Annotated in this window: 10 protein-coding genes; 6 read left to right on the top strand and 4 right to left on the bottom strand. The window is 41.2% G+C overall.

What is annotated here, in order from left to right; genetic code table 11:
* Window positions 1-29 precede the first annotated feature (29 nt).
* Together NLP_RS16245 and NLP_RS16240 are read right to left on the bottom strand one after the other, a co-directional pair.
* Window positions 30-650 (bottom strand): hypothetical protein, encoded by a 621-nt coding sequence (locus NLP_RS16245; RefSeq protein ID WP_104907299.1) that lies wholly within the window; start codon window positions 648-650, stop codon window positions 30-32.
* 33 nt (window positions 651-683) lie between these two features.
* The gene (locus NLP_RS16240) at window positions 684-1,421 is read right to left on the bottom strand and encodes a hypothetical protein (protein WP_104907298.1); all 738 of its coding nucleotides are present in this window, start codon (window positions 1,419-1,421) and stop codon (window positions 684-686) included.
* Between the two features lie 649 nt (window positions 1,422-2,070).
* Here NLP_RS16240 and NLP_RS16235 point away from each other — a divergent pair.
* The 5 genes from NLP_RS16235 to NLP_RS33260 all read left to right on the top strand — a co-directional run bounded on the left by NLP_RS16235 (window position 2,071) and on the right by NLP_RS33260 (window position 7,566).
* Window positions 2,071-2,757: a PEP-CTERM sorting domain-containing protein gene (locus NLP_RS16235; RefSeq protein WP_104907297.1), complete on the top strand. Its 687-nt coding sequence runs from the start codon at window positions 2,071-2,073 to the stop codon at window positions 2,755-2,757.
* A 373-nt stretch (window positions 2,758-3,130) separates the two neighbouring features.
* Complete coding sequence (hemE, locus tag NLP_RS16230) at window positions 3,131-4,192, top strand: uroporphyrinogen decarboxylase (RefSeq protein ID WP_104907296.1); 1,062 nt, start codon at window positions 3,131-3,133, stop codon at window positions 4,190-4,192.
* A 182-nt stretch (window positions 4,193-4,374) separates the two neighbouring features.
* Window positions 4,375-5,334, top strand: a complete 960-nt coding sequence (locus NLP_RS16225; RefSeq protein WP_104907295.1) for an NAD-dependent epimerase/dehydratase family protein — start codon at window positions 4,375-4,377, stop codon at window positions 5,332-5,334.
* A gap of 269 nt (window positions 5,335-5,603) precedes the next feature.
* Window positions 5,604-7,202 (top strand): B12-binding domain-containing radical SAM protein, encoded by a 1,599-nt coding sequence (locus NLP_RS16220; RefSeq protein ID WP_104907294.1) that lies wholly within the window; start codon window positions 5,604-5,606, stop codon window positions 7,200-7,202.
* A 211-nt stretch (window positions 7,203-7,413) separates the two neighbouring features.
* The gene (locus tag NLP_RS33260) at window positions 7,414-7,566 is read left to right on the top strand and encodes a hypothetical protein (protein ID WP_158680422.1); all 153 of its coding nucleotides are present in this window, start codon (window positions 7,414-7,416) and stop codon (window positions 7,564-7,566) included.
* A 214-nt stretch (window positions 7,567-7,780) separates the two neighbouring features.
* On the opposite strand, the gene NLP_RS16215 is transcribed toward NLP_RS33260, so the two are convergent.
* Window positions 7,781-9,337 (bottom strand): NAD(P)H-hydrate dehydratase, encoded by a 1,557-nt coding sequence (locus NLP_RS16215; protein WP_104907293.1) that lies wholly within the window; start codon window positions 9,335-9,337, stop codon window positions 7,781-7,783.
* 601 nt (window positions 9,338-9,938) lie between these two features.
* Between NLP_RS16215 and NLP_RS16205 the strand changes: the two genes are divergently transcribed.
* A complete protein-coding gene (locus NLP_RS16205; RefSeq protein ID WP_104907291.1) occupies window positions 9,939-11,114 on the top strand; it encodes a homospermidine biosynthesis protein in 1,176 nt (391 codons plus the stop codon).
* Window positions 11,115-11,201: 87 nt separating this feature from the next.
* On the opposite strand, the gene NLP_RS16200 is transcribed toward NLP_RS16205, so the two are convergent.
* Entirely contained in the window at window positions 11,202-13,106 is a 1,905-nt protein-coding gene (locus NLP_RS16200; RefSeq protein WP_104907290.1) for an adenylate/guanylate cyclase domain-containing protein, read from the bottom strand.
* Window positions 13,107-13,658: the final 552 nt, after the last annotated feature.

Below are 13,658 nucleotides of genomic sequence, written 5' to 3'. Positions count from 1 at the left end.
CTCTGGGGTGCAGTGACTTGAGTACATAATTAACTACTAGCATTGGTAATAATTCCTACAAGCACTCGCACTAATTCTTCCAAACCTTCTGGAACGCGATAAAGTTTGATATCTTGCATGACCCGTTTATCTTGCCGATAAAATATTCCAAATCGCCAATCTTCTCCATTTGTTACAGCACCATACAAAGCTGGTGTTTGCGAATCTGTCCATTGGTCAAGTGCTATCAATTCAATTGCAAGTTGAGTAAATCCCTGGCTTAAATCGGATTGCTTGGCTTTAACTACTAACAGTGAATTTGAAGATGAAATATAGTAATCAAAACTTCCTTTGAGTTGTTCGCTAACATTAATCGGATACTCAATATTCAGTTGAGTTTGCGTTTGGTCGCAAACTTCCAACAAAATAGGAGCAATTAAAACTTCACGTGCAGCTTCACTGATCGGATTTACGCGCATGATATTGCGCCGTAAGTAACGCTGTAAAAACTCTAAATAGTCAATTATACCTGAATATTGTGGTAGTTGTAGCGATGCGCGTTCGTAACTACATCCCAGTTCCGCCAAGATATCTGCTGGGGCATAAGGTAATTCAAAATACTTACTAAATGTATAACTTTGACCAAGTTGGAGAATACGCGGGCGAGTCATAAATATTAAGGTTATGGAATATATCGATAAAAGTCAGGAAGAAACTCCAGTTTTGGAATGTAAATTTCTTTTCAATGTACACAAACCAATTGCTGGTATGGCTCCTAGAATCGCTGCTGTCAGTCCTTGTCCACTCCAATATAGTATGGGAGTACGGTAAGTTTCTGGAATCAAATTTTGCACAATAAAAAGTAACCAAACCAAAATAGTAATCCAGAAAAAAGAGATTGAGGGTAAAAAATTCCACCACCAAATGTCTGTTGTATATCGCCTCAATACCAGCCATTGGCAAATCCCTAGCCAAATTCCAGAGATGATATATGCGATCGCAGACAAAAATCCAAAAATCAAAGTATCTTCAGAAGATGATGAGGCAATGGTTGAAATGTAGTTAATCCAGGCTGTAGAAACGCCGTTGGCAATCAGCCAACCTACACTAGTAGCAACTAGCCACTGCCAACCCGGTAAATATCGATAAAGGGCAAGGGCTTGGTCGGCAGCAAAAATCACAGCAAATATAACATTACTGAGACTTCTAACCAAAATGCTCCATGTTTGTGGTTGGATAGCAACGTTAGGTGAGAGACTTTGGAGAATAATTTTCTCTAAAGCGATACTGGCAATACCACCCACAACCCATCCGATCAGGGTCATTAAGGTAAACTGAATAAAGAACCTCTGTCGCTGCGATCGCGGAATCAAAAACTTTCCTGGATTAGGATCGTTATTAGCAGATGCAACACGATCGGGACTGTTAGAGTCAGTTTGCATAAGAAGTTAGAGGAGTGAGGGAATAGGGAGATTGGGGAGATAGGGAGCAGGGGGAGAATAACTAATGCCCAATTCTCAATTAAATATTGATTCTTGTTTTACCCTATTTCTCAATCACCAGTCCCTATTTTCCATTCCCCACTCGCCACTCGCCACTAGTCACTTCTCTAAGGCGAGGATATTATGTCAATAATATAAGTATATTCTCAATAGAGTCGGAAATAATCTCATTAACCTATCCATTTAGGGGTAGCTTATCATAGACATCGTTTTGAGTCTTGAAAACTAAAGCAAACGAGAAATGGTGATTTTTTGTTGGTTCTTAACCTTGATTGCGATCGAAAGTAATTTAGATGCGTTTGTCCTACCCACTACAATTGCACAAGATCCTTCACATAATCTTTAAAGATATTTTAGTATATACACTGTATCTTTTCTGAGTCATAAAAATAAAAATAGTATCACAAGGCATCAAGATAAACTTATATCTTTGAGCTTGTTTTACCCAACAACATTCATATATCAAGACCTAATAATCTTTGTGATTTTCTTCTAATTTGTTGGAGTAAGGAAACCAGTTTTTTAGAGCTAGTTTTCCAGAAAAGTTCAGTCTTCATTCTCTTTCTGTTCTTCAAGATTTATTACTAGAATGCTGCAAAAAATCTCTTTGGCTTTACTCGGAATGACTGCTGTAATCATGAGTGCGAATCCAGCTAGTGCCGTAAGTTTGAAAGTCAATACTGGCCCGTTTTCTAGCTACGCTGATGCCAAAACTGTCACCTTTGACGATGGCACAGCAAACGATCCTAATGGATTTGTTACTTACTCTAATATTACTAGTAACATTGTTCAAGGTAGTGTAGGTGGTCAATACGCCTCACCTTATGGGGATAACACCAAATTTCTCACAATTGCTCCGTCAGGTAGTAATGTTGCAGGCGACAGTGGTTTTGTCAACATTAACTTCAAAAAAGCTGTTAATTACTTCGGTTTTTATGCAGGTTCATTGGATGATTACAACTTTGTTGACATTTACAAAGGTGATCAGAAGTTAAAGACTTTTAGTGGTGCAGATGTGCCAAATGCTATAGCTAATGGTAGTTGGACTAGCTCTCAAGCTAATATGTTTGTCAATCTTGTAGCTGATACAGGAGAAACATTTGACCGAGTTGTGATGCGCTCAAATGGTGTTGCCTTTGAAACAGATAACCACGCCTATAGACTAGCCGAGAGCGTTCCCGAACCTAGTGCGATGTTAGGTGTGTTAGCAATAGGTGCTTGTGGTATGACTTCACTTTTCAAACGCTCACAACATAAAGCGACAGTGAAAGGATAAATCGATCGCGATATCGGTTGAAAATCCTTAAGGATGTGTCTCTACGTCAAGCGTAGAGACACATTTTTTATTTGTCATGCAGTTTTTCTGATACGTTCCCTTGATGTATAAGTCAGAGGTGCATTTCTACGTGGAACTCAAAGCGATGATTTCATCGGATCAGCCAAAAAAAGAATAACTTGTAGCGCTTGCTGGCATTAATAACTGTAGTCAAGCCAACCGAGCGCTCATATCCAATAATCAAAATATTATAAAATATTACTATTATGCCCTGCTATTCACCTTTTCCTGAAAACCTGCTGGAAAAGCGTAATCCCAGAATGATAAGCTAAACAGTGGCATAAAAAAGTGACTCTTTAGGATGAAGTAATAAATGGGTGTTTCTTCAACGACTCCTCATCTTTTACGGGCTGCTCGTGGTGAAGTAGTAGATCGTCCCCCTGTATGGATGATGCGACAAGCGGGACGATATATGAAAGCATATCGAGACTTAAGAGAAAAGTATCCTTCGTTTCGCGATCGCTCCGAAATTCCAGAAGTGGCAATTGAAGTTTCCTTGCAACCCTGGAGAGCTTTTCAACCAGACGGAGTAATTTTATTTTCTGATATTGTCACCCCATTACCTGGTTTGGGTATTGACATGGACATTGCCGAAGGTAAAGGGCCAATCATTCATTCGCCCCTGCGTACTCAAGAACAAATTGAGCGTCTGCATCCTTTAGAACCAGAAGCAGCTCTACCATTTATCAAAACAATTTTGCAAGCGCTGCGTTCGGAAGTAGGCGATAAATCAACCGTGTTGGGCTTTGTGGGTGCGCCGTGGACGTTAGCAGCTTATGCAGTTGAGGGAAAAGGTTCTAAAACCTACTCCATCATCAAAAACATGGCATTCTCAGATCCGACGATATTGCATCAACTTTTAGCTAAACTAGCAGATGCGATCGCCATCTATGCCCGCTACCAAATTGACTCTGGTGCTCAAGTTGTGCAAATGTTCGATTCTTGGGCGGGTCAATTGAGTCCTCAAGATTATGATACCTTTGCTCTCCCCTATCAGCAGAGAGTTTTCCAACAAGTCAAGCAAACCCATCCCGATACACCTTTGATTTTACTAGTTAGCGGTAGTGCGGGTGTGTTGGAAAGAATGGGACAATCTGGTGCTGATATAGTCAGTGTAGACTGGGCAGTAGATATGGCAGATGCACGAGCCAGATTGGGTAAACAAATGAAAGTTCAAGGAAATCTTGACCCAGGCGTACTATTCGGCTCTAAACAGTTTATCCGCGATCGCATTCTTGATACAGTTCGCAAAGCTGGCAATTGGGGTCATATTCTCAATCTCGGTCACGGTGTCTTACCAGAAACTCCCGAAGAAAATGTCGCTTTCTTCTTTGAAACGGCAAAGGAATTGAATCTTGCAGGAGTTAAGGGTTAGGAGTTATGGGTTATGAGTTAAGAGTTAGGAGTTATGAGTTATGAAGTTATTAGTTGTGAGGTGCAGAGTTATTTTTAACTCTTCGCTTCTAACTCATAACTTTATTTTTAACTCCTGATTCGGAACTTTTAACTTTATTTTTAATTCTTCACTTTTAACTCCTAAATTTTTCAAAATTTTCTATGAGCCAGAAACGGATTTTAGTGACTGGTGCAAGTGGTTGTGTAGGTCATTATTTAACAGAAGCCTTAATTAAAGAAACAGATCACGAACTGTATCTACTAGTTAGGAACCCAAGCAAACTGCAAGTTGATACCAAGATACGTTCAGGGATCAACGTTTTACAAGGTGATATGCAAAATCTTCACCAGTTTGCTGATTTGCTATCCACAATTGATACAGCGGTACTCACAGCCACAGCTTGGGGTGGTGATCAGACATTTGATATTAATGTCGTCAAGACTATAGAGTTACTCGAACTGCTAGATCCAGAACGTTGCCAACAGGTGATTTATTTTTCGACAGCTAGCGTTTTGGATCGCTACAATCAACCATTAAAAGAAGCCGGAGAAATTGGGACAGATTACATCCGTTCTAAATATGAGTGCTTAGAGAAAAAAGAAAAATTAGCGATCGCACCCAAAATTACCACAGTATTTCCGACTTTAGTATTAGGTGGTGATGCCAATAAACCCTATTCTCACCTCACGTATGGCATTCCAGAAGTTACGAAATATATTAATTTGATTCGCTTTTTGGAAGCAGATGGCAGTTTTCACTTTATCCACGGACGAGATATTGCCACTGTCGTGCGATATTTGATTGATCGTCCTCTCGAAAGCGATCAACCACGTCGGCTTGTTTTAGGTCAAGCACCGTTAACTGCTAATCAGGCAGTGAAAGAAGTTTGTGCTTATCTGGGCAAAAAGATTTACTTTCGCATCCCCATATCTATAGCATTGGCTAATTTGATTATTGTTCTGTTCCGCATTCGGATGGCCGCTTGGGATCGATTTTGCATGAACTATCGGCATTTTACATACGAAAAATTCATCAATCCTGATAGTTTCGGCTTGCCAAATTATTGTGCAACCATGAGTGATGTTTTGAAAATTAGCGGTGTTGAAAAGGCTAAAAATTGATTATAATCTGTGGCTTTTGACAACGTTTGGAAAATATTAGCAGAAAATTATCCTAATTTCGTAGAGAGCTTCTGGGGTTTTCTCCATTAGTGACTGGCGTCATTGAGTATAGGTGAAGAATGGAAAATTATCTCTTTCCTCTCTGCTCCCCAGTCCCTTGATTTAAGTTAAAAATCTCAATGGGACAATAAAACAACTTTAGTAAAAAGTTAATAGCTCTTAATTTTAGTTAGAGTAGTGTAACAACAAAGTGTGAGGATCGATACTAAATGCGAATTTTGTTAATGTATCCGATATTTCCTAAAACCTTTTGGTCTTATGAAAAAATTTTGGAGTTAGTCGATCGCAAAGTTTTATTACCACCTCTGGGTTTAGTAACAGTAGCGGCGATTTTGCCCCAAGAATGGGAATTCAAGCTGGTTGATCGCAACATCCGCCCAGCAACAGAAGCAGAATGGGCATGGGCAGATGTGGTAATCCTCTCGGCGATGATTGTCCAGAAACAAGATTTACTTGACCAAATCCAGGAAGCAAAAAAACGTGGCAAGCTAGTCGCAGTCGGCGGCCCTTACCCCACCTCTGTACCTCACGAAGTTGAAAATGTTGGCGCAGATTTTCTGATTCTGGATGAAGGGGAAATCACGCTACCCATGTTTATTGAGGCAATAAAAAGGGGAGACACATCTGGCACTTTCCGCGCCACAGAAAAACCTGATGTCACAAGCACACCAATACCCCGCTTTGATTTATTAGAATTGAACGCTTATGACATGATGTCAGTGCAGTTTTCGCGTGGGTGTCCCTTCCAGTGCGAATTTTGCGACATTATTGTTCTCTACGGGCGCAAACCGCGTACCAAAGCCCCAGCTCAACTTTTAGCAGAGTTAGATTACCTCTACGAACTGGGTTGGCGGCGGGGTGTGTTCATGGTGGATGATAACTTTATTGGCAACAAGCGAAATGTAAAATTGTTGCTCAAAGAGTTAAAAGTCTGGATGGCAGAACACAAGTATCCCTTCGGATTTGACACGGAAGCTTCAATTGACTTGGCGCAAGACGCAGAAATGTTGGAGTTGATGGTTGAGTGTGGTTTCTCGGCGGTGTTTTTGGGAATCGAAACGCCGGATGAAGATAGTTTGCAAATGACTAAGAAGTTTCAAAATACTCGCAGTTCCCTAACTGAGGCAGTGGAAACCATCATCAAAGCAGGATTGCGCCCAATGGCTGGGTTTATTATTGGGTTTGATGGCGAAAAAGCAGGCGCAGGCGATCGCATTGTCCGCTTTGCTGAACAAGCAGCAATTCCCTCAACTACCTTTGCCATGTTACAAGCGTTACCTAATACTGCGCTTTGGCATCGCCTGAAAAAAGAAGGGCGACTGCGGGAAAATCAAGATGGCAACATCAACCAAACAACATTGATGAACTTCCTGCCCACCCGTCCCTTGGAAGAACTTGCACGAGAATATATTGAAGCGTTCTGTACTTTATACGACCCAGTACAGTATTTAGATCGCACCTATCGCTGTTTCTTGATGATGGGCTTGCCAAGTTGGAAAGCCCCAGCAAAAATGCCAGAGTGGGTAGTTGTAAAAGCGTTGCTGATTGTGATTTGGCGACAAGGAATCAAACGGGAAACCCGCTGGAAATTCTGGCATCATTTGTTCAGCATTCTCAAGCGTAACCCTGGAGTTATTGAACATTACATTTCTGCTTGCGCCCACAACGAGCATTTTCTAGAGTATCGCCAAATTGTGCGCGATCAAATTGAAAGTCAGCTAGCTGAGTATTTGGCACAAGGTGCAGAAACGCCTTATGTACTAGTTAAGAAAAAAGCTGAAGAAAAAGCGCAAGCGGTAGTTAGTTAAGGTTGGTAATGGGTAATAGTAAATAAATTATTTATTACCCGTTCTCAAATAAAATTATACAAATCCAATATTTGAGTTTAAATTACTTTCAGTAGACCGAAAAGTTTTGCGATGCCTACGGCAGGCTACGCCTACGTTAAAAATTTGAAGTGGCTGATTAGTTTGCAGAAGCGATCGCCCTAATTCGGGAAGATACCTGTTTTAAGGTCATTTGGGTAGAGTCGATGGGCGGTATTATCCGCCGCCGCACGTTCCAGAACGCCCAGGTCGCAGTGAAGCACGAGTAAAGAAACGTCGTCCGAAAGCTTACTCCTTAATGATCAAACCCTGGCACGAATTACGCAAGCAATTACAAACCGCTTAAATCACAAGCCTTTTTGCTTTTCTTAGTGCTATTCCTTTAATAGTCATTGTCAGCCACACAAATGCCTTTACATTTAATACCGTTGGTAACGGTGCGCTGACAATGAGAACATAGAACTTTTTCATTTTCTGTTTCTTGATTTATCTTTAAACTAGTACTTGCCTGTAATTTTTCTTTTTCGGTCTGGATTTTTAGAGTCATAGTTAAAAGCTGTTTAATTACTTAGAACTTTTATCAAATATTGTGTCAATGTAAACGCATCTACACCCAATTCGGTGCGCTCTTGGGCTGCTAAAATACCTGCTTGGGAATGCCACCAAGCAGCAGTTGCTACAATATCTTCTACGGGAATCTGTTTAGTTGCTGCTTGCGCCAACAATCCACCTAGCAGCCCAGTTAACACGTCGCCGCTACCGCCACGCGCCAAAGCGGGTGTGCTCTCAGGAACAATCCAAACAGCACCTTGAGGGTTGGCGATCGCAGTTCTCGCCCCTTTCAACAACACTATCGCCTCACTTTGCGCGGCTGCTTCCCTTACTGCTTGCACCCTGTCATGTTTGGCATCGGGGACATCAGGAAACAATCGCTCAAATTCGCCAGTGTGGGGTGTGAGTACGGTTACTGCTTGGCGTTTTTCTAGCGTGGCGATCGCTCCCATTTGTGCCAAGATATTTAAACCATCCGCATCGAGAAGCAAAGGGCGATCGCTGTCGATCGCTTCTTGCACAATGGGCGTAGCATCTCGTGTTAAACCGGGGCCACAAGCGATCGCATTAAAGGAACTCAGATCGGTGTTTTCTGGTAGTTGTAGGTGGGCGATGGCTCCACTTTCCGTCTCTGGACAACCAACAATTAGCGCTTCTGGCAAGTGTGACACCAAAAGAGATTTCAGGGATTCGGGTACGGCAATCGAAAGCATCCCGACACCACTAGCCCTAGCACCCAAACCAGTTAAAATTGCCCCACCTGCATAACGCCGCGAACCGCAAATCAGCAGTAAATGTCCTTCCTTATATTTGTGAGTAACTGCTGGACGGGGTAAAGGTAAAGTGGCAAGTGCCTTTGCTCGTGTAATAAGTTTAATTTTAGGTGCATCTTTGAGAACAGCTTCCACATCAGCCAAAGGAATATCGAAATCGATTAACTCAGCTTTCCCAAGATATTCCAACGCTCGATCTTGGAAGAAAGCTAGTTTCCATAAACCTAAGCAAAATGTGTGAGTGGCGCGAATGGCAGTTCCCAATACTTCGCCTGTGTCGGTGTGTAAACCTGAAGGTAAATCGATACTATAAATCGGTACAGACAATTCATTTAGCTGATTAATTGCAGAGGCGATCGGATCGGTCAGGTTTCTTTCTAAACCAAATCCAAACAAGCCATCAATCAACAAATCAGAATCTGGCAGTTGCTCAATTGTTTGATAAATTGGAATGCCCAAACTCTGGGCATATTGCAAGTGCTGCGAAGTTAATTCCTTAAGCTTAGAAAAAGGAGCATAAATCCAAACCTCATACCCGCGAAAGTATAATTCACGGGCTACGACTAAAGCATCGCCACCATTATGACCGGGACCGACAAGAATTCCCACACGAGATCCCCTTAACAAAGCGGTGTTTGAAAGAATCTCTGGAATGCGACGAGCAATTAATCCCGCCACCTTTTCCATCAAAGCAACTACAGGCATTCCCGCTGCAAAGATCCGCTTTTCAATATCGCGCATCTGCCCAGCAGTCACTACCACTTGCGAAATTTGTTCTTGCCTATTTTGCATTAGTCCTGAGTGGTGAGTTATGAGTTTCAGGCTAACTGAAAGTTTAGCAAAATTGACTCATATTCACCCAAAAAAGTTACAAACCAATTTCCACATCTTCAAGGATGCCGAGTGCGTCTAGTACAGCACGGCGTAAATAAACCACCCATTCCAAATCAATAAAACGCTTATGCTATATTCATTTTGACTTTTGACTTTTTACTTCCGCCTTGCGGCACTAGTCCGTACTCCTCAAACAGGGGGGACAACTCAGTGACGGCAGTGTTATTAAACTGCTGTAACCGCGAGGTCATACCAATTTGAAAAAAGAATGCGACAAATAGACCATTTGTAGAGACGCGATTCATCGCGTCTTTACCCAAGGATGTGTTGCAATCATTAATTGAATTGGTATAAGCATTTGTGACTTATAGCAATTCAAAAATGTTTGCGACAGATATCCTGCGCACCTTCTCTGATGCTTTGGCTACGGGCTGAGGCTGAAGAAGCGATTGCCCCCTCTGAATTGTATACAACTTAGTGGCAAAAAAGTATTGCTATCACTTTGGCTGAAAGCTAGATAACATAAGATTCGGCGTGTTTACTGTTCGGGAGTGCCAAAATGTCTAAACAGCTGGGTCAAAAAATTGCACCTACACCAATATCAAATGATATCAATGTAGTGGATTTGATCGATCAATACTTCACCGCTTACAACTCAGCGCGGTTGCGGGAAATCTGCCAACTACTGAGTCGCGATGTACTAACGGAAGGTGTCACGGTGGGCGTTAGCCTTTCTGGTGCGATGACGCCAGCAGGATTTGGGGTTTCAGCGCTTGCACCCTTAATTCGCAACGGCTTTATTGATTGGATGATTAGCACTGGTGCAAATCTTTACCACGATATGCACTATGGTTTGGGTTTTGAACTCTTTGCTGGTAATCCGTTTTTGGATGATGTGAAACTGCGTCAAGAAGGCACGATCCGCATTTATGACATTATCTTTGGTTACGATGTGCTGCTAGAAACTGATGCGTTCATCCGTAAGATTCTGCAAGGAGAAGCGTTTCAAAAGCGGATGGGAACGGCTGAATTTCACTATTTACTAGGTAAATATGTCCGAGAAGTAGAAAAGCAATTGGGTGTGCAGCATTCCTGCTTGCTAGCTACAGCTTATGAATATGGCGTACCGATTTATACGTCTTCTCCAGGAGATAGCTCAATTGGGATGAACGTGGCGGCTTTAGCATTGGAAGGTTCGCAGTTGGTGATAGATCCATCAATTGACGTGAATGAGACAGCAGCGATCGCATATAATGCCCGTGAATCTGGAGGTAAAAGTGCGGCGGTAATTCTTGGTGGCGGTAGTCCTAAAAACTTTTTGCTACAAACTCAGCCCCAACTTCACGAAGTCTTGGGGTTGGAAGAACGAGGACACGATTACTTTGTGCAGTTTACCGATGCACGTCCAGATACAGGCGGTTTATCTGGAGCAACCCCATCGGAAGCTGTCAGTTGGGGTAAGATTGACCCCGATGAGTTACTTAACACAATCGTTTGTTATACCGATAGCACGATTGCTCTACCACTGGTGACAGCGTATGTGTTAAACAAATGCCAGCCTCGTCCCCTGAAGCGCGTCTATGACAGGCGAGAAGCCATTTTAGAGAAACTGCAAAAAGACTATCTAGCAGCCAAAACCCAACCATCGGATCGGATTCCAGCAGCAGTTGCTGAAAGTGCTTCACAGCAAACAGCAACTTATCCCTGTGGTCGGGTGATTCCGAATACTCACTAAGGGAATAGGCAGGAGGAAAAATCAATTCAAAATTCAAAATTCAAAATTAAAGAACTTCTGCCTCCTGCCTCCTCTTTCCCAATCCCCTCATCTCTTCCGTCCAATCAACAAATAAGTTATCATCTTCCCTTTGCCTTTAACTTCAATTTCGCCTCGTTTTTCAAATACAAATTCATCACATAAGCACTTATAAGTATTTTCTGTAACCTGGATTTTACCAGCAATACCTTGGGATTCCATACAGCTAGCGATGTCTACTGTGTCTTTACATTCATAAGTAAACTTATTCAGATCGATGACTCCCCCCATTACTGAACCGCTATGGATGCCGATACGGATGCTGAAATTTTGGTTATTCTCAGTATTAAATAGAGCGATCGCAGTTTGCATATCTAGTGCCATCAGAGCGATCGCTTCAGCACGAGCTTGGGGGCGTGTATATAAGCCACCAATCACCACATAAGCATCGTTAATGGTTCTGATTCTCTCTAAACTATATCGTTCGGTGAGGCGATCGAAAACGGAGAAAATTGGGTTGAGTAGGTTCAGCAGTTGAATTGCACTCATAGAAGTAGCAATTTCGGTGAAGCCGACGATATCTGCAAATAAAACTGTGACATCAGCAAAGTCTTCGGCAATGCTAGTTGGTTGTTCTTTCACCTCTCTAGAAATTGTGACTGGCAAAATATTCAGCAATAAACGTTCGGTTTCTTTCTGCTGATAGCGAAGTGTTTCTTCTGCTGCTACTCGTTGGGTTACATTGCGAAAAATGCCGCGAATCGCAACTGGATGACCTTCAACAAATTTACAATTAATATTACCTTCTAGAAAGATTGTTTGACCGTCTTTAGTAACGAACATAGTTGTTATTTGCCCAAGCTTTTCTCCTGATAGCACGCGATAAAATCTTTGCAAACTGCTTTGTTTAAACTCTGGATGTATAATATCGAAAATACTCATATTCGCAATTTCAGCTTCGCTATATCCCAAAGCTTCTCGCCATGCACGATTGACATATAAAAAACGACCAGATGGATTCACAGATTGAATCAAGTCATTAGCATTTTCAAATAAGTCTCGATATCGCTCTTCACTTTCTACAAGAGCATCTTCTGCTTGTTTGCGTTTAATAAATTGGGCAATTTGGCTACCAATAGAACCCATCATCTGCAATAGGTCTTTATCTTTTGGTAGTAACTCCCGGCTAAAAAAAAGCATCACTCCTAAGATTTCACTATCGTCTAAAATGGGGAAGCCAAAAGCTGCGTGCAATCCAGCCTCCGCAGCCGATAGCGATCGCCTTTTATCTCCATCTACTGTGATATCTTTAATCCACAAAGGCAAACGTCTGATCCAAATTCTACCAGGTAAGCCAACACTAGGTGTATAAGTAGTTTGCCAGGTGATTGCTTTAAACTCTCGCACAGAAACTAATCGACTTGACCAAATTTCCACACACCTTAGTACTGCATTGAGACTATCTCCTTGTACCGAAGTGCCAATATATTGGCTTGGTGTCCAAAGTTCGCCTAAATCCCATCCCAAGTTTTGACAAATCGACTGCAAAATTTGTGGAATTCCCTGCTTTATGCTCTGTGATTCTGATAATATGCGAGTAATAGAATACTGGGCACTTGTACGCTGTTCCCGGCGTTGCCAAGCAGTAATATCCCGACCAATGTAGACAATATCTTCTAGTCCTTCTGTTTTTTTGGGAATCACTGAGCAAGAAAAAGCAATCAACAGTTTTTCTCTAGTTTTTGTTCGACAAACTACTTCTATATTCTGGGAATTACGTTTTAAATAAGAATGTTGAGAAATAGCTTTAATTAAAAATTGATCCTCATCAATAATTAGTGAGATTGGTTGATTTATTAATTCTTTTTCCTGAAAACCAAATAATTGTTGAGCAGCACGATTTACTTTTTTTATTTTTCCTGAATTACTGGTTACTAACAAAGCATCTGCCATTGAAGTAATGACTTGTTCCATGTAATTAATGTTTGATTAATATACAAGCCTGTTTTTAGAAAATTTATAGAAGTTACTATTACTCAGTTTTTTTACTAAGTTTATATTACTTGATTAAGTGTACTATTTTTTCACATCAATCGAGTATAGTTGAGCAAAAACGACTAGTTTGCTGTAGCGGAAGTTTGCCTACTTTTAACAAGTTATTCAGAGCAACTTATCTAGTTAATTGAGATAGTAGCTAGATTTCCGTCGTGCTGTACTAGTGCAATGTCTAAGCTAGTGCTAGTACACCACGGCGTAAATAGAGCAACCATTTAATATCCCTAAAAAGCACATTCCATAATACTTTTGACTTTTGACTTTTGACTTTTGACTTCCGCCTTGCGGTACTAGAGGTTTTGTAATAAGCACTTTAGTCCTTACTACACACTTGCTTATCCATCAATATTAAACTAAATAAGCTTGATTAATATTTTTAATATACTTCTTTTGGACGATTGACAATTTAATATAATATTGCTGTTTGAGCAGATGATACTTAATAGTTTCCTTTATATTTAATTTTAATCC

Source organism: Nostoc sp. 'Lobaria pulmonaria (5183) cyanobiont', from assembly GCF_002949795.1.
Lineage (GTDB): Bacteria > Cyanobacteriota > Cyanobacteriia > Cyanobacteriales > Nostocaceae > Nostoc.
Note: the sequence above shows the minus strand (reverse complement) of the source record. Positions and strands in the feature narration are given on the sequence as shown.